19 protein-coding genes are annotated in these 20,708 nt (G+C 34.2%); 9 read left to right on the top strand and 10 right to left on the bottom strand.

What is annotated here, in order from left to right; all coding sequences use genetic code 11:
* Positions 1-76: 76 nt before the first annotated feature.
* The gene (gene ndk, locus MJ631_RS07520) at positions 77-496 is read right to left on the bottom strand and encodes a nucleoside-diphosphate kinase (RefSeq protein WP_007302165.1); all 420 of its coding nucleotides are present in this window, start codon (positions 494-496) and stop codon (positions 77-79) included.
* 105 nt (positions 497-601) lie between these two features.
* On the opposite strand from ndk, the gene MJ631_RS07515 reads away from it, so the two are divergent.
* The 3 genes from MJ631_RS07515 (at position 602) to MJ631_RS07505 (ending at position 3,175) form a co-directional block, all read left to right on the top strand.
* Positions 602-1,363 carry a hypothetical protein gene (locus MJ631_RS07515; RefSeq protein ID WP_214303198.1) on the top strand — a complete coding sequence of 254 codons (762 nt, stop codon included), beginning with the start codon at positions 602-604 and terminating at the stop codon, positions 1,361-1,363.
* Positions 1,360-2,313 (top strand): ferrochelatase, encoded by a 954-nt coding sequence (gene hemH / locus MJ631_RS07510; protein WP_214303197.1) that lies wholly within the window; start codon positions 1,360-1,362, stop codon positions 2,311-2,313. The genes MJ631_RS07515 and hemH overlap by 4 nt, the downstream gene beginning before the upstream one ends.
* A 61-nt stretch (positions 2,314-2,374) precedes the next feature.
* Complete coding sequence (locus tag MJ631_RS07505; protein ID WP_019236750.1) at positions 2,375-3,175, top strand: hypothetical protein; 801 nt, start codon at positions 2,375-2,377, stop codon at positions 3,173-3,175.
* Here MJ631_RS07505 and gshA read toward each other — a convergent pair.
* The gene (gshA, locus tag MJ631_RS07500) at positions 3,172-4,326 is read right to left on the bottom strand and encodes a glutamate--cysteine ligase (RefSeq protein ID WP_010406439.1); all 1,155 of its coding nucleotides are present in this window, start codon (positions 4,324-4,326) and stop codon (positions 3,172-3,174) included. The two genes, MJ631_RS07505 and gshA, sit on opposite strands and share 4 nt — an antisense overlap.
* Positions 4,327-4,408: 82 nt before the next feature.
* Between gshA and hslV the strand changes: the two genes are divergently transcribed.
* Positions 4,409-4,963: an ATP-dependent protease subunit HslV gene (gene hslV / locus MJ631_RS07495; protein ID WP_010406442.1), complete on the top strand. Its 555-nt coding sequence runs from the start codon at positions 4,409-4,411 to the stop codon at positions 4,961-4,963.
* Between the two features lies 1 nt (position 4,964).
* On the top strand, positions 4,965-6,416 hold the full coding sequence (gene hslU / locus MJ631_RS07490; protein ID WP_010406444.1) for an ATP-dependent protease ATPase subunit HslU: 1,452 nt from the start codon (positions 4,965-4,967) through the stop codon (positions 6,414-6,416).
* Between the two features lie 70 nt (positions 6,417-6,486).
* On the opposite strand, the gene MJ631_RS07485 is transcribed toward hslU, so the two are convergent.
* Together MJ631_RS07485 and MJ631_RS07480 are read right to left on the bottom strand one after the other, a co-directional pair.
* On the bottom strand, positions 6,487-7,359 hold the full coding sequence (locus MJ631_RS07485) for an FKBP-type peptidyl-prolyl cis-trans isomerase (protein WP_052264717.1): 873 nt from the start codon (positions 7,357-7,359) through the stop codon (positions 6,487-6,489).
* Positions 7,352-8,134, bottom strand: coding sequence for a polyprenyl synthetase family protein (locus tag MJ631_RS07480; RefSeq protein ID WP_006014603.1), 783 nt, complete (start codon positions 8,132-8,134; stop codon positions 7,352-7,354). The genes MJ631_RS07485 and MJ631_RS07480 overlap by 8 nt, the downstream gene beginning before the upstream one ends.
* Before the next feature lie 127 nt (positions 8,135-8,261).
* On the opposite strand from MJ631_RS07480, the gene acpP reads away from it, so the two are divergent.
* The 4 genes from acpP to thyX all read left to right on the top strand — a co-directional run bounded on the left by acpP (position 8,262) and on the right by thyX (position 12,475).
* The gene (acpP, locus tag MJ631_RS07475) at positions 8,262-8,522 is read left to right on the top strand and encodes an acyl carrier protein (RefSeq protein WP_007302173.1); all 261 of its coding nucleotides are present in this window, start codon (positions 8,262-8,264) and stop codon (positions 8,520-8,522) included.
* A 6-nt stretch (positions 8,523-8,528) separates the two neighbouring features.
* Positions 8,529-9,791 (top strand): beta-ketoacyl-ACP synthase II, encoded by a 1,263-nt coding sequence (fabF, locus tag MJ631_RS07470; protein ID WP_019236756.1) that lies wholly within the window; start codon positions 8,529-8,531, stop codon positions 9,789-9,791.
* Between the two features lie 554 nt (positions 9,792-10,345).
* Complete coding sequence (gene murA, locus MJ631_RS07465) at positions 10,346-11,623, top strand: UDP-N-acetylglucosamine 1-carboxyvinyltransferase (protein ID WP_214303196.1); 1,278 nt, start codon at positions 10,346-10,348, stop codon at positions 11,621-11,623.
* A 9-nt stretch (positions 11,624-11,632) separates the two neighbouring features.
* Positions 11,633-12,475 (top strand): FAD-dependent thymidylate synthase, encoded by an 843-nt coding sequence (gene thyX / locus MJ631_RS07460; RefSeq protein WP_007302176.1) that lies wholly within the window; start codon positions 11,633-11,635, stop codon positions 12,473-12,475.
* 24 nt (positions 12,476-12,499) lie between these two features.
* Here the strand turns inward: thyX and MJ631_RS07455 are convergent, their stop codons facing one another.
* The 6 genes from MJ631_RS07455 to MJ631_RS07430 all read right to left on the bottom strand — a co-directional run bounded on the left by MJ631_RS07455 (position 12,500) and on the right by MJ631_RS07430 (position 20,623).
* Complete coding sequence (locus tag MJ631_RS07455) at positions 12,500-13,138, bottom strand: hypothetical protein (protein ID WP_262986317.1); 639 nt, start codon at positions 13,136-13,138, stop codon at positions 12,500-12,502.
* 107 nt (positions 13,139-13,245) lie between these two features.
* Positions 13,246-15,000, bottom strand: coding sequence for a reverse transcriptase domain-containing protein (locus MJ631_RS07450; protein ID WP_214303292.1), 1,755 nt, complete (start codon positions 14,998-15,000; stop codon positions 13,246-13,248).
* Between the two features lie 255 nt (positions 15,001-15,255).
* Positions 15,256-15,387, bottom strand: a complete 132-nt coding sequence (locus MJ631_RS07445) for a hypothetical protein (RefSeq protein ID WP_255521118.1) — start codon at positions 15,385-15,387, stop codon at positions 15,256-15,258.
* 35 nt (positions 15,388-15,422) lie between these two features.
* Positions 15,423-15,971: a hypothetical protein gene (locus MJ631_RS07440; protein ID WP_262986316.1), complete on the bottom strand. Its 549-nt coding sequence runs from the start codon at positions 15,969-15,971 to the stop codon at positions 15,423-15,425.
* Positions 15,972-16,306: 335 nt separating this feature from the next.
* Positions 16,307-19,645 carry an ankyrin repeat domain-containing protein gene (locus MJ631_RS07435; RefSeq protein WP_262986315.1) on the bottom strand — a complete coding sequence of 1,113 codons (3,339 nt, stop codon included), beginning with the start codon at positions 19,643-19,645 and terminating at the stop codon, positions 16,307-16,309.
* Positions 19,646-19,654: 9 nt separating this feature from the next.
* Positions 19,655-20,623, bottom strand: coding sequence for a hypothetical protein (locus MJ631_RS07430; protein WP_214303194.1), 969 nt, complete (start codon positions 20,621-20,623; stop codon positions 19,655-19,657).
* Positions 20,624-20,708: the final 85 nt, after the last annotated feature.

The raw sequence follows: 20,708 nt of genomic DNA, 5'->3' as shown, positions 1-20,708 counted from the left end.
TGCTTAAACTAAAAATTGGGCTAATATTATACAGTTCAACATAAAATTCAGAAATTTAATATGTAAAAAGGTAAAACTACACCAATTCACATTCAGCAAAAAAGAAAGCTATTTCTCTATGAGCATTCTCTAGACTATCAGAACCATGCACTCTATTTTCACTAATATCATTAGCAAAATCACCCCTAATTGTACCTTTATCTGCCTGTTTTGGATCTGTAGCACCCATGATTTGTCTGTATTTACTGACTGCATTTTCACCGATTAAAACTTGAACTATCACAGACCCAGAAGTCATAAATTCCACCAACTCTCCAAAAAAAGGCCTATCCTTATGAATTTCATAAAACAGCTCTGCTTGTTTTTTTGTCAGCAGCATCTTTCTCTGTGCTATAATTTTTAGTCCAGATTTTTCAATGTAAGAATTTATACTGCCTGTAATATTATTTTTTACTGCATCAGGTTTTAATATCGAAAGTGTTCTCTCAATTGCCATATCATTCCCTTATATTAAGATCGTATATTTACTTTATTGTGAATTTTTGTTCCATCAAAGAGATTTTTTATTTATAGTCAAGAATAAAACATCAAGGGGTAGTTTATGGTTTACTGTCGTAAGAAACTAGTGAATAATCTTAAATCATCAATTTTCTGCGGAACAAAAGGTTTTTTAACCTTTAATTTGGCATTTTTAAGTTATTTAGAGTATAGCTTACACAATAATACAAAATTAAAAGAAGGTGCCGCTTTTGGGATGAAAAGGAACGTTGTTCCATTTGGTGAAATGATTGCCATACCGCTGTTTTTTTGCTTTGTATTACCAGCTATGGTAGGCAACATAAGCCTTATCGAGTGCGCACTTATATGTGCTGCACTGATGGTTGCAACATGTTTTGTTGTAAGAACCTTTCACTTGCGTGAAAAGTTATTGAAAAAAATGACTAATAATGAAAATTATACCGAGGAACAAATAGAGCAGGAATTTAAGAAAGACATTATAAAATTTCCTATCTTTGATAAAAACAGACAGCATATTGAGTATAATTCTCCTAATCCAGGACAACTAATGAATGACAGTCTTCCCTCTCTCTTTGTTAGGGTTTTACTTTTTCCCCTTACGATTTTTCTGAAGGCTCTACAAAGCTGCATAATGATATCTTTGGCTGCTGTTGAACTTTTTGAAGCAGTGCCAAGTTTTTGTGTTGATGTGGTTTTTGATAGAAACTTTGTATCTACACAGAGTAACGTGAAGAGATCTGGTCATCTATTGTATGCTAGTGTGAGAAATTTAGTGCCTGTAACTAAACTTGATGAGTGTGTAGCTGATTTTATAGGCAAACCTGAAGAAAGGTGCTGTCAGTGAAGAAGGCAGTAATCTTATTTAACCTTGGTGGACCTGATTCACTAAGTGCAGTACGTCCTTTCTTGTTTAATCTATTTTATGATAGAAGAATAGTCAATCTACTCAATCCTTTCCGCTTTCTTTTAGCAAAGTTTATCTCCAAAAGGCGAGAAAGCACTGCACAAGAAATATACGAGCACATTGGAGGTAAATCGCCAATCTTGGAGAATACGAAAGCACAAGCTGATGCTTTAGAACTAAAATTAAATGAAAATGGAAACCATGTATATAAGATATTCATCTGCATGCGTTATTGGCATCCATTTGCTGATGAAGTTGTTAAAAGCGTAAAGCAATTCGACCCTGACGAAATCATTCTGTTACCACTATATCCGCAATATTCAACCACCACAACTCTATCATCCATCGAGAATTGGCAAAAAAATGCCAAACTGGAATGTAACACAAAAACAATTCACCATTATTATGACAATGAAGACTTTATTGAAGCTCATGTTAATCTGACGTCTAAATATTATAAATTAGCTAGCAAAATCGGTAAGCCAAGAGTCCTATTCTCGGCTCATAGCTTACCTCTTAGTATCATTAAAAAAGGCGACCCTTACGCTTCACAGATAGAAAAAACAGTAAAATTAATAGTAAAAAAATTGAATATTGAAGATCTTGATTGGGGAATATGTTATCAGAGTAAGGTTGGCCCTGTAAAATGGTTGGAGCCTAGCACTGAAAGTGAGCTATCACGCGCAAAAGACGATAATATACCTGTAGTTTTATCACCTATATCTTTTGTTTCTGAGCATTCTGAAACACTGGTTGAACTTGATATAGAGTATAAAGCAATTATCAAAGACGGATATTACTTTCGCGTACCAACTCTCAGTACTGATCTCTTATTTATCAAGTGCTTGGCCGATTTATGTTTAGATCACTCTCAAAGTACTGATTTATAGCACTTTTCTTTTTAGATTTTTATAGTATAATATTAAAAAGTTATTATTTTATTATCTACTTATGCCAAAAGGTAAGCCAAATACATTTATAGAAAATATACATGATGCTCACAATCATGATATTAGAAAGATGTATTGTATTGCAGTAGGTTTAACAGGCATATTGTGTAAAATTTCATTGCAATTCTGTTGCGAGTTTATTGATAACAACAGATCCAATATTTGCACTGTATTAGATATTTCTAAGTTCATAAAACTACCAACATCAATAATATTTGCTCTTCATTTTGGTCTCAATTTAGCTGGATATAAATCTAAAAAACTTCAGAATGGTAAAGGGGGAAATGAACCTGAAAAACCAATACAGGTTGTGGGTAGCTTAGCCTTCTTGGCAAACTGTGTCATAGGAATATTGATGCAGACAAAAATCATTCATTTCTTAGCTAGAAACAACAAGGATGTAATAAGTTATATTAGCTTAACATCAGCAGTTCTATTTCTATTTTCAGAATGCATAAACTGTTATTATACATGGAAGAAGTATCTAGATAATAAGGATTCTGAAAAGTCTGCTAAATATGGCAAAGAAGTTATTTTTAGCACATTCACTTTGTCATTGGGCTTGTTAAGCTTCATATTAAAAAGAATGGAACTTCCAACCATACCAATAGACTTGGGTGGTGGCATAATCTATAATTTCAACTTAACTGTTACGGTTAGTTTGATACTAAGTATAGCATATCTAGTATCAAACATCGATAAGTTTGTCAATCAACCTAATAATGGTACTGATCCTTCTACTGGACTTGATGACGCTCACCATATTCAGCATAATGGCAGCATTGTAGAAATTAATTATTAGAGATGAAAAGACTTAATTTCTACTGCCAATGCTAGCACTGCTAATTTGCTAACAATATTCCAAAGTGGCAAAGTTTTATTTTCTTGGCTGATGTCATAAAATTCACAGTCAGTGGAATTCAAGCTAGAATATACATCTTTCCTGCTATTACATCGGTATAAGTAACATGTTGGAGTATCTCCTATATAGTATATTAGCGGTTCTGCAGAACTACTTTTAAATATGTCAATAGTTGGTACACCTTCTTGTATAATAACACTATTGATTGCTATTCCTTCTTTTATCTTTTTCATTTTATGACGCTTTTTTTTATTGAGATTTAATATTTCCTTTCCACTTGTTGCTGTTATAATGCCCATTCCATATGTGCCATTGCTTGCTTTGATAAAAACGTAAGGTTGTGTTTTTATTTCATATTCCTCATATTTTTTTTGCACTAGAGATAATATTTGGTCAACTTTAGTCGCTACTGCTCCTAGTGATGAATCATCATTAAAGTCAACTCCATTACAGCTTTCTGTAAGCACAGAAATAAGCCATGGGTCCATTTTAAATTCGCCACAAAATTCGGACACTAATTTTTGATAGATTTCAAAATATTGAAATTTCTGCCTACTGTGCCAGCCATATAATGGACTTGGCACTATCTCTTGTTTTACGTTTTCTAGCGTGTCTGGAATGTGGCTCGTCATATCACGGTTCAGTATAATAATATCAGGCACAAATCCTGAAGTTGTCTTCAGCAAAGAGTTTTCTTTCACAACAGTTTCATACTGTTCTATTAAATTGTACGTTTCATTATGAAAGAGGCCAATTCTAGTTTCAAAACCTGCGAGTTGCAGTACCTTTTCTATAGCAAATACATTTTCTATATACATTTTATTTCGTGTGTAATTCTCCGGTATTATAAGGGCCTTTTTATATTGTTTTGTTTCGAAGTAGCTTTTTATCAATTTTGCTGCTATCGCTTTTGATACTTCACTTAGGTTATTAAACCCTGCAGGAAATAAATTGGCGTCTACTGGAGCAATTTTGTAGCCTGAATTCCTAAGATCTATGGAGCTATAAAATGGTAATGTAAAACCATTAAATTTTGTTTTGAACCAATTATTTATATCTTTTTCCAGATTTGGATGAATTATGTTTTGCATCTACACTTTAAATGTTATAAGAAAAGTACTATATTATAAGTTATAATCTTAATATAATATAACGAATTAAAATAACAAAAAAATGATTCATCATGACAGCAGTAAAATGTATGGTACTACTATACTGTCAATTAGAAGAGACAAAAATGTAGTAGTAATAGGTGATGGGCAAGTCTCGCTAGGCCATACCGTTATAAAATCTGGAGCAAAAAAAGTTAGGCGTCTTTCTGGTGATTCCGTAATTGCCGGTTTTGCTGGAGCAACAGCTGATGCATTTACTCTCTTCGAAAGGCTAGAATCTAAACTTGATAAGCACCCAGGACAGTTAATGAGGGCATGTGTTGAACTTGCAAAAGACTGGAGAATGGATAAATATCTAAGAAAATTAGAAGCTATGATGATCGTGGCAGACAAGTCCATTTCATTGGTCATTACAGGAACGGGTGATGTTCTTGAACCTGAAGATGGCATTGCAGCCATTGGCTCTGGAGGAAATTTTGCTTTATCTGCAGCAAAAGCTTTGATTGACGTTGAAGGAATATCAATAGAGGAGATTGCAAAAAAGGCTATGAAGATAGCTGCTGATATATGTGTTTATACAAACCATAATCTAATTATCGAAAAAATAGAGGAGTAATATGTCAAGAACTTTGTGTGCCAATTTTTCTAGTCAATCTGTAGTGGGTCAATTTGATAATAATGATGACTATAATGAGAAAAATAGCCTCTATGAAAATGAAGGTACAGGAAGTAGCAGCATTCAAAGCTCACAAGCTTTATTAGATGATCTACCACCACAGAAGATAGTTAAAGAATTAGACAGATTTATAATCGGGCAGAATGATGCAAAGCGCGCTGTTGCTATTGCACTCAGAAATCGTTGGCGTCGAAATAAAGTCCCACTTCCACTACGTGAAGAGATTATACCTAAGAATATACTCATGATAGGCCATACGGGAGTTGGTAAAACTGAAATAGCTCGCCGTTTAGCAAAGCTTGCTGGTGCACCTTTTATAAAAGTTGAAGCAACGAAATTTACTGAAATAGGATATGTTGGACGTGATGTTGACTCGATAATACGTGATTTAGTTGACGCAGCAATAGTTTTAGTTAAGGAAAAAGCACGTAAAGCCTTAACTAAAAAAGCTTTAGGTTTGGCTGAAAAGATAATAGTCAACTCCATGGTTGGTGAAGATGCAACCGAGGAAAGCAAAAAAGTTTTCAGAGAAAGACTGAGAAATAAGGAATTTGAAGATGGAGAAGTTTCTATTAACGTCAGGGAGAGCAAGGGTATGTTACCCACTTTTGATATACCTGGCATGCCAGGTGGGCAAATTGGTGTGATGAACGTAACAGAAATCGTGGGCAAGATGTTTAATGGGAGCAAAAAAACAAAAACTATTACAGTTAAAGTGAAAGAAGCACGTGAAATATTGATTAATGAAGAAAGCGAAAGGTTAATGGATGAAGACAAGATAATCAAAGAAGCGATTGATCTTGTTAGCAATGAAGGCATAGTGTTTTTAGATGAAATAGATAAAATTGCAGCACGTACAGAAATAAAAGGTGAAGTCAACAGAGAAGGAGTGCAGCGCGATCTGTTACCATTACTTGAGGGAACAACTGTTTCAACTAAGTATGGCCCCGTAAAAACAGACTATATATTATTTATTGCATCTGGTGCTTTTCATTTATCTAAGCCATCTGATCTTTTACCAGAATTACAGGGTAGATTGCCAATTAGAGTGGAACTTAAGGCGCTTACTCAAGAGGATCTAATAAAAATATTAAAGGAACCAGAATCTAGTTTGTTAAAACAGTATATAGCGTTAATGAAAACGGAAAATGTAACACTTGAGTTTACTGATGATGGTATAGAGACTATAGCTGAAATAGCATTTACAGTTAATAGAGAAGTGGAAAATATAGGTGCAAGAAGACTTCATACTGTCATGGAGAAGCTTTTGGATGAAATAAGTTTTATCGCTTCTGAAAAAAATAGTGAAAAATTTGTTATAGATAGCAAATATGTAAGAGATAAACTAGAGTCAATTTCAAAGCAGCTTGATTTATCTAAATTTATACTTTAGAGGAAGCCTACTTTAAGTAATATAGAGCATTCAAGAGGTTTTATTTTTTCTTACTTCGTAATTCTTCAAGCTATTTTCCAATAGTAGAATTCAAGCTTAAATCAATTATTGCAATATCACAATCTATGCCTTTTGTTAACACATCAGTTAAAAGATCAGGTGAAGAAAGAACTGTTCTTTTATTACCAGCTCTCATTCCCACAACTCCAAGTTCTATAGCAAGTGGTATTTTTTTGTCACCAACCTTAAACTGCACTATTTGATCTTTGATTATATACTCACCATTATGTCTCTTTATGCTATATTGAACTGATATCTCATCGCCACATTTTACTCGTTTTCCAGTTTTGTTAATTAAGTCATTAAAAATCATTAGGTTATTTACTGAATCAGGATATTTATCTTTTACTTCAATCAGTTTGATGTAATAAGAGTTAAAACTCATTTTGTTGTCATCAGCGGCAATAGTAACTACACGCTCTCCACCTTCTTTCATACCTATTACCCCTAAACTCACTTCTTTTAAGTAATCCTGACCTATTTTCAAATTGACATCAGTCGGAAGTAGCGTTGCTAGGTTGTTGGAGACTTTGTACATTTGTAGCAGAACTTCTTGGCCACAGAAAACTTTACTGCCACTGCCTTCAGTAATTTCATAAAAGTTTATCATCTCTTCTTCTTTTTGCTGTGTTATTTCTTCTAAATATTCTGCTAACCCATGCTTTTCAATATAACGATCAAGAGCTGATTCAAGTATCGGCCTGACCAAATAACTTGCTATCATCTGTGTCAAACCACCATGTGTAGCATTTATTTCGTAAAGCTTTTCCCTTTTCTCTGGTTTATCTTTGTTTATATAAACAATCGTAATTATAAAAGCAGAAGCTAAAGTGAGAATCATTACTACAGAGATAAACATTTGTAATATAATTTTTCTAACCATCTTTTTTTACTTGATTCAATAAATCATATAAGTCACTAGTATTCCCTGAAAGCGTACTTAAATTATCTGAGGCCTGTTTAAAGAGACTATCTATATAGTTTTCCATTTCATTTTTTCCAAGCACGGACATTAAATTGTTTGTTTTATCTTGCTCATAATCTTCGATATCATCCTTGGCTTGAAAAATAAGCCCTAGATTTATTCCATAGTTATATAATGCTTCCCGCTCCTTGTCTGTAGCGCCTCCTATTATAGCCCCTATTTCACATGAAGCTGCAAATAGTTTTGCAGTTTTCATCAAATGAATTTCTTTTATTTTGTCAAAATCTGCACCTATATCTAAAATCTGCCCTCCCACCATTCCCTTCATTCCTATTGCTTGAGAGAGCACTTTTATGATCTCACAATTTAACAAAGATAATACCTCAAAAGCCAGGGTAAGTAATGCATCTCCGGCCAGTACTGCTGTTGCTTCACCAAATTTTTTGTGGCAGCTTGGCTGGCCTCTTCGAGTGTCACTGTTATCCATACATGGCAGATCATCGTGAATTAGGGAGTAAGCATGAATAAATTCAATTGCTGCTGCTGCTGTTATTGCTTTTTCAACCTTTATGTTGAATATCGACGAAGATGCTATAACTAAAAAAGAACGTATATGTTTTGCAGGAGCAAGAAGTACATAACGCATAGCTGATATAAGTTTATTCTCGCTATTTTCAGGTAAGAGCTTATTCACTTCTACAACAAGCAAATTTTTTGTTGTTTCGTCTAGCATTTTTAAATTTATTAACTATCGAGTGCTAAGAGATAGGAAGTTTTTAATAGTTTATATAATCATAAAAGCTATTGCAAACATCAAAATTTCTTATAACATCAGAGAATAGGTTATTTTTTAGTAAGAAATGAACGAATTGGCAAAAAGCACTAGAGAAGATATAGAAGAAAAAGTAAAGAAGATTATACTAGAGCACATCAGTAAGGATGTAGAGGGATTTAGTAGTTCTTCAAAGCTTTCAGACCATGGCACAGATAGTTTAGATGCAGTTGAAATAATCATGGCAGCTGAAGAAGAATTTGGTATAGAGATTCCTGATGAAGATGCGCAAAAAATGGAAACTATGGAACAGATAGTTGAATATGTAGTAAACAAAGCAAACAATTGATGTTGAATGAGCAAAAGAGTAGTAGTTACCGGTGTTGGCTTAATTACTCCACTAGCAGCAGATGTTAATAACACCTGGTTAAAGCTGAAAGAAGGTAAATCTGGCATAAAAGCAATCAGTACAGATAGGTTCAACTCTTCTGATCTTGCTTGCAGGGTTGCAGGACAGGTATCCTACAACGCTGAAAGCTGTTTTAATCCGCTAGATTATATTTCTGAAAAAGACCTAAAAAGAACAGATCGTTTTATTCACTACGGAATTGCAGCAGCTGTTCAGGCAGTAGAAGATTCACTAATTTTGGAAAATAAAAATATTAATAAAGAGCGAATAGGTGTAGCTATTGGTTCTGGTATAGGTGGTCTTCCATCAATTCAGGAAAATGTAATTACCATGCAGGAGAAGGGGCCTAGACGTGTTAGCCCATTTTTTGTTCCTGCAAGTCTAATAAATTTGATATCTGGTCATATTTCTATTAAATACGAATTTATAGGTCCAAATGACTCAGCGGTTACTGCATGTGCAACAGGTGCGCATGCGATTATAAACTCAGCAAGAGCTATAAAACTCGGTGAAGCTGACATTATGATTGCAGGCGGAGCAGAAAGTGCGTTATGCAGAGTTGGAATTGCAGGTTTTGCATCGATGAAGGCGCTATCAACTAAATTCAATGATAAGCCTGAAGAGGCCTCAAGGCCATGGGACGAAGAACGCGATGGATTTGTCATGGGCGAAGGGGCCGGTATATTAGTTCTGGAAGAATATGAACATGCAAAAAAAAGGGAAGCAAAAATATATGCAGAACTCACTGGATATGGACTCACAGGAGATGCGCACCACATTACAGCACCACATCCAGAAGGAAGAGGCGCACTTAAGGCAATGGAACTTGCTTTAAGGAGTGCACAAGTAAGCCCAAGTCAAATTGGGTATATCAATGCACATGGAACTTCAACAAAACTTGGGGATAAAGTTGAAGTAATAGCAATGAAGCAGTTATTCGGTGACTATGCCTATAAAATACCTGTTTCCTCGACTAAATCTTCTATAGGACATTTACTTGGTGCCGCAGGAAGTGTTGAAGCAATATTTAGTATCCTTGCATTAAACAATGGAATTGTTCCACCAACTTTAAACCTACACAAACCTTCAGAAGGGTGTGATTTAAATTTTGTACCACTTAAAGCTCAAGAGCATAAAATTCAATATGCGCTTTCTAATTCATTTGGTTTTGGTGGTACCAACGCGTCTCTCATCTTTGGAAAGGTGTAGTTAATTATGCTATTTTGAATCGACTACGAAAATGTCATTCGAGTAGCTGAAACTGGAATGGCTTTGTTGCATCGCTACCTATGAAAGGCTAACTATACAAGCAACTTATTGAAAATCTTATTTTTTTTGCAGTCAATCTGATCAAATTTAAGAATAGTAATTTATTGTTTGTATTAGTAAATTTAATTCTACTTAAAATAGCTAAAGCATTGAAATTCTTGAATTTTAGCTAGATTAGTGAATGGTAGTAAAATTTCTTTTACTCAAATTTAGATATTCACTGACCGTCCTTACTATAAATGCTAGAATAATAAGCTACTGATATTCTTCATCTTTTTTATCTTTAATCCGCCGTAGATAGCGATGCAACAAAGCCAACTGGAATCCAGTTAAATTGGTCAGCATAAAAGTAATGTTGAAATATAACATTTTGATGATGATGAAGAAATGGATCCCAGTGTCAGCTACTCGAATGACTGAAGAAGAAAAAGCAAAATTTTGCCTTTTACCGCTAACCTATTATACTTACTTGATAAGTTCTATCGCTTGATTAAATGCATAAAATATTAGTAAGAAGTAACCATAAGCCCTTGATTGGAAAAATCAAGATTAATGGTTCAAAGAATGCAGTCTTGCCAATAATGGCGGCAAGCTTGTTTAGTAATTCTTCAATAACTTTGCATAACGTACCTGATTTAATTGACGTGCATTTGATGTCTGAGCTGCTTAAGAGTCTTGGTGCAGAAGTAAATTTTATATGCAATAAAGACTATAAAGCAAATCATACTTTGGAAATTGACTGTAGCAATATCAATAACCATTTAATATCACATGAAATTGCAAGCAGACTGCGAGCATCTTTTTTAATGCTAGGTCCAATGCTCAGCAGATTTGGTAGAGTTTCAACAGTATTTCCTGGTGGATGTAATATTGGAAAACGTCCTGTTGACATTCATATCAAGGCACTTGAAGCAATGGGAGCTAAAATTGAAATTGATAGCTGTAATATAACTGCAACAACAAAGGGAAAATTGCAAGGCAAAGAAATAACATTTGAAAAAGTAAGTGTTGGCGCAACAGAAAACATAATCATGTCAGCAACACTTGCAGAAGGAGTAACAACAATAAACAATGCCGCAACGGAGCCGGAAGTTCTTGATTTAATAGAGTTTCTGAAGATTATGGGTGCCAATATTGAAGTTAATAATACAAAAATCACAATAGAAGGTGTTGAAGCATTAAATGGGTGTGAGCATAAAATAATACCAGATCGCATAGAGGCCGGTACTTATGCTTTGGCTGCTATCATTACCGACGGCGAGCTAAAGTTAGAAGGAGTAAGTTTGTCTGATATAGAATGTATTGCAAATGAATTGAAGACTATAGGAGCCAGAGTTGAGTTACATGATGATGGTATTATTATTTCTAGAAAAAATGGCTCTATTAAATCTGCTCACGTTGCAACAAATCCATATCCCAACTTTCCCAGTGATATGCAACCACAACTAATGTCTGCTATGTCAATTGCAGGTGGAATATCAATCATTGAAGAGAACGTTTTTGAAAGTAGATTTGCACATGCAAATGAGCTAAGAAAATTAGGTGCTAATATCAGCATCGAAAAAAATAAAGCTACTATAAGTGGAATAAAGAGCTTATCTGGAGCTAATCTGCATGCTAATGACTTAAGGTCAACAGCAGCTTTAATTCTCGCTTCTTTGGTAGCTAAAGGAGAAACTACAATAAATAACTCACATCATTTATGGAGAGGCTATGAAGCAATGGACGAAAAACTCAATTCATGCGGGGCTGATATTTTCGTTTCATCTTGAGGATATATTATGAATGAGACAACTAAGCGAACTACAGTAAAAGAAATAGATGACATTCTATACGAAGAACATAAAGTATTAGATCATGGATTTGTTCGAGTAATTGATTATATGGGCTCTGATAGCGCCATAGTTCAAGCTGCTCGCGTTTCTTATGGAAAGGGAACTAAACAGATAAATCAAGATGAGGCGCTTATAAAGTATTTGATGAGGCATCATCATACAACTCCATTTGAAATGTGTGAAATTAAGTTTCACGTGAAACTTCCAATTTTTATTGCAAGACAGTGGATAAGACATAGAACTGCAAATGTGAATGAATATTCCGGAAGGTATTCGATACTTGATAATGAATTTTATATACCAGAACAGGTTGCAAAACAATCTGATAATAATAAACAAGGCAGCGGTGAAGCTTTTGACTCAAGTACTTCAAAAGAAATAATAGATTCTCTAATAAATGATTCTAATTTAGTATATTCTCATTATGAGAAATTTATTGAACAGGGCCTTGCAAGGGAAATTGCCCGAACTAATCTAACACTTAATTACTATACTCAGTTTTATTGGAAAATAGATTTACACAACCTTCTTCACTTTTTAAGGCTTAGAGCTGATCAGCACGCCCAATATGAAATTAGAGTCTATGCAGAAGTTATGTTGGACATAGTAAAGAAATGGGTCCCGCTGGCCTATAATGCTTTCATTGAATACTCCTTAAAATCAGCCTGTATTTCAAAAACTGGTCTTGAAATAATTCGCAAGCTAATAAAAGGAGAAAATGTTGCGAGAGAAGAAAGTGGCATTGGTAAAAGAGAATGGAATGAGCTGATGTCTATACTTGGTAAATAGCCAAAAAGATCGAGTTATGTCCTTTCACAGACTTGCAGGTGTGAGCAACAATTTATTCATACCTTTATCAACTGATATATCAATTATTTTTGAATTTGTTCTTTCTGTTGTTTCATAAAGTTTTTCAGCTTTCTTTGAAATCAGTGTTGCATTTCTAAGTCCAATACGAACTTCGCAATAATCTGCAAAATTTTCAACATACATATCATATGAATAATGGTTTACAGCAAGTTCCATTACCCTACAAACTTCCTCTAATGTAAAATTAGCAGCTCCTGTATCAGGACAAAAGCCAACCGCTCCTTTATTAGGGTCAAAAAATATGTATTTATCATTCTCTGCTTTATACACCAACATAGAATGCCCCTCATCCTCAATGACATCTTCTTCATTACAAGCATAGCAAAAATAACTAAATTCTAAGTAGCATCCTATCTTCACATCATTTAAGAAACGTTTGATTTGTTCTTGGTTAGTATAGACCCATACTTTTGTTGAAGATAGATCGTTACATAATTGCTTATATATTATCTCATCATAATAAAATGGATCTCCTTCTCGCTTTTCAATGCTCTGAATATCAAGAATAGGTAAGAATTGCGATAAAAACTGCATCATTAATAACTTTTTCGTTTGTTCTTTTTTTCCATCAATATAATTCATAAAATCTTGTTCGTTATCTAAGTGGGAAAAGTCGCCTCTCCCCACTCGACTTCAGAACCGTACGTGAGACTTTCGCCTCATACGGCTCCTCTATAATTTGGTGCTTGTCATGCACACTTTCTATGTAATTCATCGTGACAATGTCCATGTAACAAGGATAAATTCTTTTTCATATTATTACGTCTGTTTCGGTCAATATGATGTGTTTCTAAGATATCATCATTTTTAAACCAAAGTTGACAATGACCACATTTACCTTGTTGTAACTTCAACAATTTTATTACTCTTGGTAGTTTATCTGGTATCTTCCTTAAACGATTACCCCAATAAACCCAATCGCCATCATATGGAGACTTGGTTCCTTTCACTTTGACATGCCTTTTAATAGCATGATCTCCGTGCTTAATAAGAAGAACTTTGTTATTTGTCATAAATCGCCAATTATCGTTTTTATACTTTTTAAAGTATTTATTTTTAATCCAGTATTTTCCTTTGGTTGGGTGCCTGTAGACTGCCCACTTCCAGATGTTTCTAAACATTACACTGTCAATAAACCTAAAGGTCTTGTTTGACACAACCGAAGAATAATATTTGCTCCACCCTCTAGTAATTGGGTTAAGCTGTCTTATTACTGTTTCTTGTGTTGATCCTCTTAATCCTCTAATCTTATGTTTTATAGTGAGTGTATGCTGTTTTCTGGATTCACGACTTGGTTTGACTAATAATTTATAACCCCTCTTATTATTTTTCGTAGAGTAATGCCTTATTGAGAAACCAAGAAAATTAAATCCTGGCTTTTCTCCATTTTGAGTATGAGAAATCTTTGTTTTTGAAGGTTTCAATTCTAGTCCAATGGTTTTGAGCCATTCTTCAACTATCATTTTTGCCTTCAGAATGATTTCCTTACTCTCATGTATGATGATAAAGTCATCTGCGTAGAAAATTACACTTAATGAGCTTTTTGCTTCTCTACTGCTTGCAACACCACATTTCATCTTCCTATATTGAAGAAGTTCACTCCATAACGTTTCTTTGATATATTGTTCTAATCCATTTAATGCAACACAAGCAAGTAACGGTGAGATCGTCCCTCCTTGAATTGTACCACGTTTTGTGGATTCAAATTTTCTGTTTTCCATTACTCCAGCTCTTAACCATCCTTTTATAATTCTTCTAAAGGTTGGTGTAGTGTTAAGTTTTTCCAACAGAGCATTTTGATTAATATTATCAAAACATCCAGAAATATCAGCATCTAAACAGTACGCTGTTTTCCAATTCAGTGAATTAAATATGGCTTCAATAGCATCATGACATGACCTACCAGGTCTAAAACCATACATGTTCGGTTCAAATCCTACCTCCCACTCTGGCTCTAGTGCCATTTTCATAAGTGTTTCTTTTGCCCTATCTGAGATAGTAAGTATACCAAGAGGGCGATATTCTATTGGTTTTCCAGGTTTTGGAATCCAAACACGTTTTGATGGTTTCGCTTTTTCTCTAACATTTAAAGAATATGCTAATTGCAATCTTTCTTTATGATTAAGATTTGCTTTTCCATCAATACCTGCAGTTTTCTTCCCTCTGTTATCTTGAGTTACTTTTCTGACAGCAAGTAGTTTTGCACTTATTGAATTGAGTAATAATCTTTGAAGTTTATGTACCTTCTTCTTATCATTACATATTGCAGCTTGGTAAATTCGCTTTTGTAGCTTAAATACAAATTTCTCAACTTTACGCCAAGGAATTGTATTCCATTCATACCTAACAAATTGTTGGTCTATAACATATTTACTACTATTCACAACTTTACCCTCCAAATTATAGTGTCCACGTCTGCATATCCCAAATATTACTTTGGGCATTAGCTTCTTGGACAATCCCTCCAATGTAAGTGCTTATGGCTGGCTGCCTACTTACATTCAAATGAATATAAGAGCACCTATATGGTTATCCCGTTTCACGATTTTGTTTCGTGTTAGACTTAGGTTCTTACTTTTTACCGGAAGCTGAGAACATCTATAATCAAAGACATCTAACTTTAATTCCTCGTATGCTTCATACCATTTTGGTCTATGCGTAAAACAACCTTAATTTCGCATATTCAATATAACGACAATTCAATCATAAGTTTCTCTTGTAACCATATCTAACTCTGTTTGCAGGAGTTTGCTATAAGGTTTAGCATTACCTGCTTTTATCTCATGCTTGCATCCTAAAGGTTGCCATTCTTTAAAATGTGAGACATACATTATCCCTGATGTCTAGGGAAGATGGAATCTAACCATCACAAAATCGCAACTTCGGGTCGCACAGATATAATATTATCAGACTCGAGAAATCCAACAAAATCTTGCCTATTCTCTAATTTTAGAAAAGTAACAAAGTAATTTAATGAGTGACATAACCCTCTTTCGAGAGAAAAACCTAAAATTTCTTCAAATCTATCTTTTAATTCTACAATTTTAGATATACTATCTGACATAAAAGTATTCAAATTAAATTGAATAGCTTTCTCACTTTCAAATAATTTATCATATTGTTCTTCAGCTGATAAATCCGGTGCTTTGTATACATATCTACCATTTTCTCTACGTATACCTTCTATATCTTTAATTATACCTTGTTCTACATTTTTACTGATAGAAATTTGGTGCTTTCCTTTATTGGCAAATTGATTTAAAAACTCCGCAATTTCCTGTTTTGAGAGTCTTGTTTCAACTTGTCCATCTTCTCTATCTTCAGTTTTACAAAACACTTTAACTCTAGGATGTTCCTTATCAGTATAGACTTTTAATACAATAGATTGAGCAATGCGATTAACATATTTTGGCATATTGATTATTAAGATATTAACTATATATCTTAATAATAGTATAACCCACGCCACCTGTCAATTAATAAATTAATATTATTTGTTATATAAAAAAGTAAATTGCATAGTAGATTCCAGTGCTTGACACTGGAATCTAGGAATTTTGATTCTAAATTGGGTATTGGTCTAAAATTAAAATAAACGTTTGTGATGAGATTATATGAACACTGGATCCCAGTGTCGGGGCACTGGGATGACAGGAGAAGGAAACGCCGGAATGGCAGGGGAAAGAAACACTGGGATGACAGTGAAAGATCTAATTCCTTATATCAATTAATTCTCATCCACCTTTTACATTACATAAACTCATCACTTTTATAGAACATCTCATTAAAATCATTCAAAATTCCAAAATCTTGATTTTTAATAAATAGATGCCCATCTGCAATATAGGACTCAGCAAGAGTAAATGGTTCATCATGATGCTGTGATGCTGGCCTAACAATTTCATTGTACAAAACCATTACTTGCTCATAATTGTATCCACTACCATCATGATATTTACCACGTATAGTGTCATAAAAATTTCTTACATCATCATACGTAACTTGCAGTTCTACCTTATATTTCCCTATTTCAACAGCCTCACCCACTTTGATTTTTAAAGGATGTTGTTTCACATTATCTATAACAATTGTTTCCTCTTGCTTCTCTTCGTCTCCTCTTATCGATCTTTTACTCCTTTCTTCACTCGCAGGTTGATCTGCTGGCATTTGGTCTATATCGTTAGATTCTTCTTCTTGCATAGTAATTTTTTTGAGATAGCTAAGCATATCCTTTCCAGCTTTTTCCCAAGTTGCAGCTTCTTTTGAAAGCTCACGATAATAAGAATCATTACCGCCTTTGCTATCTATTACATCTCTTGCTAGTCCTTTCTCTTCTGCCCATAACTCAGCATGTTCAACAAGTGTCCTGCCATCTTTGCCTACAACGTCAACGTCAGCTTTGTTTTTTATTAGATATTCTATTGTATCTAACTTTCCATGCCTCACTGCATGAACTAAAGGTGTCCAACCATCATTATCCTGAGCATTAATATTCGCACCTTTTTCAACTAACTGCTCTATCATCTTCTTATTCCCAAGATCAACAGCAAGATGCAAAGGTGTTAAGCCGTAGCTATCCTGAATATCAATATCCGCATTATGCTCTATGAGATATTTAACTACTTCCATATTTTTCATGTACATGGCAAAATGTAGTGGAGATTTACCAGAGCTAATATCACGGGTATCAACATCTATACCACGATCTATTAAGTATTTAGCAATTTCCGTATGTTTTAGCTCAATTGCATAGTGCAGCAGTGTTTGAGCTGACGTGTTTTTGATACCAAGATCTGCGCCATGCTCAATTAAACTCTTAACTATTTCCGCATTCCCTAGCTTAATAGCAGCAAGTAACGGAAAAGTATAATAACTTTTACTATTAGGATCTGCGTTATGATCTAATAGATACTTCACTATTTCTGTATTACCTGAATAAATAGCACTGTATAATGGCGTTTTGGAATAAGCATCTTGAATATTAGGATTTGCACCACGATCTATTAAGTATTTAGCTATCTCTATATTTCCAGACTCAATAGCATAGTGTAAAGGTGTCTTATAATACACATATTTAGTATTAGTTTTCTGATAATAATTGTCATGAACATTAAGATTTGCTCCATGATCAATAAGATATTTTGCTACTTCCGTATTTCCTGACTGAATGGCATAATGTAGTGGCGTTTGTCCATTATGGTCTCTTGTATCAGTATATGAATTGTGTTTTAGTAGCATTGCTACTTTGCTTAAATCTCCCAATGAAGCAGCAAAATGTAAACTCGTCGCACCTGTTACCTTATTTATCTCGTTTACTTTTCCTATAGTGTTTTCTACATTATTGTCATCAATATTCACCTTTAAGAAAGGCTGTTTATTATACTTCATAACTTTTGTTGTAACAGCTTTTCCTTGTTCGTCTTCACTCACTTTTTTAGCAGGTTGCATAGAATCTTCTCTACTGACACTTTCTATCTTGGTTTTATCACCACTTACATTATGTACTGGGCTATAACCATATAGACCCTTGCCTGCACTTTGTTGGCTTGTTGAACTTTCAACACTGTTAGATTCAACAACATTATATTCCATATGTTGTTCACCACTCAGCTCAGCCTTAACCCATTGTTTAAATTCTTGATCATAACCTTTCAGCTCAGTCAAAAAATCCTCAACTAATTTCTTACCTTGATCCCTATCATGATATCTCTTATAAGTGGAGAGGCTCTTTAGTAAATTATCAATTAAGTCCGGGTGTTTATTTTCAAGAAACTTTACTACTTGCTCTGCTTCTGAATAGTAGTGATTTCCTTGATAATCATTACGTAATATCTCATCTAGTTTAAGATTCTTATTTTTTATTGCAATTAAAGCTTCTTTATCTCCGTGATCATTAATGTGTTTGCCATTTTCTAAACCAGCAACATAGTTAGCAATAGCTTCGTGCATTGCTTTTGGCAAGATATAGCTTAGACCAAGATTTGCAAAGTGCATTGCATGCCCTATCTCGTGCTCTAACGTATGTTGATTTAAATTCCCTTTACTATCTAGGTAGACATAAACGTCAGCAGCATTTCCCTTATTTAGATCGATCATTCTTGTGTAGCCATTAACACCGTCGCCAGCATCGAATCCAACTTTTTTCAAGTACTCTTTAAACTCATTTTGAGTGTTGAATACATAAGTATTGATCCTTATATCATGGTCAGAGGTATTAAAAGCACCCTTAAAGTCTCGTACAGCATCTTTAATGCTTTTTTCTATTGTATCTAGCTTATTGGCAGCTAAGTCATACTTGATATTTATATTAGTGTTATCAAGGGATACAGTTTTGCTACGTGAAAGGTTTGACATTACACCATCCATGTAATTTACTATTTCCACTTGCCCTTGCTGTTTAGCATAAGTAAGAGGTGTACCATCGCATGCTCTTTTAATATAAAGATCAGCACCATTATCTATCAGACATTTCACCATATCTAAATTTCCACGTGTAATAGCTAGGTGTATCGGAGTGTAGTTATGAGTAAGATTTATATCTGCACCGTTTTTTATTAAATAATCTACTACTTCTGTATGACCTTTATTGACTTTTACATTTGCAGCAACATGAAGAGGAGTATCATTCCATTTATCTAAAACATCAAGCCTAGCACCTTTTTCTACTAAAAATTTCACTGCAGCTAAATTTCCATCTTCAGCAGCTTTATGCAGAAAGGTTCTGCCGATACTGTCTTGTCGGTTTATATCTGCACCTTTGTCTATCAAATATTCTGCTAATTCCATACGTCCAAGTGAAATAGCCATGCCAAGAGGATTATTATATTTACCCAGGTTAACATCGGCATTACCTATTTCGACTAGAAATTTTATCATTTTCTCATCATTATTCATAACAGCATAAAAAAGTGGAGTGAGCTTATGTTTATCTTCCACGTCCACTCTAGCGCCTTTATCTATTAACAGTTTGACCTCATCGAAACGCCTACTAAAAACAGCTTTATGTAGAGCAGCATAGCCTGCAGAGTCTTTAGCATCTAAATCTAAATTTTTTGATTTATCATATTCAGAATTTGTTTTAAATTTCATATTCACCTCTTAAAAATTTTCACTATAAATAAGTCTTGAGAAAAATGCGTTAACTGTAGATTCAGCCTTTACCTTGTTTTTGCATAACTGCTTAGATAGTTGATCATCGCGAAAAAGCAGATTCTTAGTATCGAGATATTTAGCATAGTTGCCAGCAGGTATTGAGTAGAAACCGCTTTCAAGTTCAAGATAAGAGCTGCTATTGAGAACAAAAAATAAATCGCTCTGGTCAAGCAGTATGTCATAACCAGAGCTCGTGCAATGTAAGTATTCATTGCCTTCATACTCTGCTATGTAGTACTTACTTGCATCAAGATCACCATCAAGCTGCAAAATTGCCGCTGAACGTCCATTCCCAATACTATGGCCTTTTATTACTTTAAGTACTTTAATCTCATCATTTTCTATGAGTTCCCTTAACTTTTCATTCTTTTTATTTAATTCTTCCTCTGCTTTTCTTCTGTCTTCTTCTAATTTTGTTTCTTTTTCAACAAGCTCATTTTGTATTTGCAAAAACATATCTTGAACGGTTAAGCCATTTAGAAAGTAATCCAATACACTTGATACAAACGGCTGCAATTCACCATTATCTTCAAAGCTCTTTTCCTGCTTTTTGTCATATTGAGTGGGGTTATAGATTGCATAGAGAGGATAAAAACCATAATTCACCTCGTCGAATGATAACTCTATCGAAAATCCGCTCTGATCAAGTGGAAGTTTAGTAGCTAAATATCTACCATTATTATCTCTGACATATAGCTCATCTCTACCATAGTGCCCAAAATATTTATTGTAATAAATGTAAAAATTTTCAGGATTAAGATTAAAGTAATCATCTAAATTGTTAAGTTTATCGAGCTTTTCACATAGAAGACTCTTGCTCTTATCTGTAAGTTTGATGCGTGTAGAGAAATAACACCGATCTATTCGGTCACCTTTTTCTATTTCAAAGTCTAGGACTATTTTATCGCTAAACATACAGAATTTCCTCACATTTCTAATATTTATGATTATAAATTGTGTACTATGAAAAAAGCATTAAGGCTTCTCTATGTATCTAAAA

Source organism: Wolbachia endosymbiont of Oryzaephilus surinamensis (assembly GCF_025617515.1).
Lineage (GTDB): Bacteria > Pseudomonadota > Alphaproteobacteria > Rickettsiales > Anaplasmataceae > Wolbachia.
The sequence above is the reverse complement of the archived record's forward strand: the minus strand, read 5'-3'. Positions and strand labels throughout refer to the sequence as shown.

What these genes read in the sequence shown, in the direction of transcription:
- ndk (WP_007302165.1), bottom strand. Translation starts at nt 496, where the DNA reads ATGGCAATTGAGAGAACACTTTCGATATTAAAACCTGATGCAGTAAAA.
- MJ631_RS07515 (WP_214303198.1), top strand. Translation starts at nt 602, where the DNA reads ATGGTTTACTGTCGTAAGAAACTAGTGAATAATCTTAAATCATCAATT.
- MJ631_RS07505 (WP_019236750.1), top strand. Translation starts at nt 2,375, where the DNA reads ATGCCAAAAGGTAAGCCAAATACATTTATAGAAAATATACATGATGCT.
- gshA (WP_010406439.1), bottom strand. Translation starts at nt 4,326, where the DNA reads ATGCAAAACATAATTCATCCAAATCTGGAAAAAGATATAAATAATTGG.
- hslV (WP_010406442.1), top strand. Translation starts at nt 4,409, where the DNA reads ATGATTCATCATGACAGCAGTAAAATGTATGGTACTACTATACTGTCA.
- hslU (WP_010406444.1), top strand. Translation starts at nt 4,965, where the DNA reads ATGTCAAGAACTTTGTGTGCCAATTTTTCTAGTCAATCTGTAGTGGGT.
- MJ631_RS07485 (WP_052264717.1), bottom strand. Translation starts at nt 7,359, where the DNA reads ATGGTTAGAAAAATTATATTACAAATGTTTATCTCTGTAGTAATGATT.
- MJ631_RS07480 (WP_006014603.1), bottom strand. Translation starts at nt 8,134, where the DNA reads ATGCTAGACGAAACAACAAAAAATTTGCTTGTTGTAGAAGTGAATAAG.
- acpP (WP_007302173.1), top strand. Translation starts at nt 8,262, where the DNA reads ATGAACGAATTGGCAAAAAGCACTAGAGAAGATATAGAAGAAAAAGTA.
- fabF (WP_019236756.1), top strand. Translation starts at nt 8,529, where the DNA reads ATGAGCAAAAGAGTAGTAGTTACCGGTGTTGGCTTAATTACTCCACTA.
- murA (WP_214303196.1), top strand. Translation starts at nt 10,346, where the DNA reads ATGCATAAAATATTAGTAAGAAGTAACCATAAGCCCTTGATTGGAAAA.
- thyX (WP_007302176.1), top strand. Translation starts at nt 11,633, where the DNA reads ATGAATGAGACAACTAAGCGAACTACAGTAAAAGAAATAGATGACATT.
- MJ631_RS07455 (WP_262986317.1), bottom strand. Translation starts at nt 13,138, where the DNA reads ATGAATTATATTGATGGAAAAAAAGAACAAACGAAAAAGTTATTAATG.
- MJ631_RS07450 (WP_214303292.1), bottom strand. Translation starts at nt 15,000, where the DNA reads ATGCCCAAAGTAATATTTGGGATATGCAGACGTGGACACTATAATTTG.
- MJ631_RS07445 (WP_255521118.1), bottom strand. Translation starts at nt 15,387, where the DNA reads ATGTATGTCTCACATTTTAAAGAATGGCAACCTTTAGGATGCAAGCAT.
- MJ631_RS07440 (WP_262986316.1), bottom strand. Translation starts at nt 15,971, where the DNA reads ATGCCAAAATATGTTAATCGCATTGCTCAATCTATTGTATTAAAAGTC.
- MJ631_RS07435 (WP_262986315.1), bottom strand. Translation starts at nt 19,645, where the DNA reads ATGAAATTTAAAACAAATTCTGAATATGATAAATCAAAAAATTTAGAT.
- MJ631_RS07430 (WP_214303194.1), bottom strand. Translation starts at nt 20,623, where the DNA reads ATGTTTAGCGATAAAATAGTCCTAGACTTTGAAATAGAAAAAGGTGAC.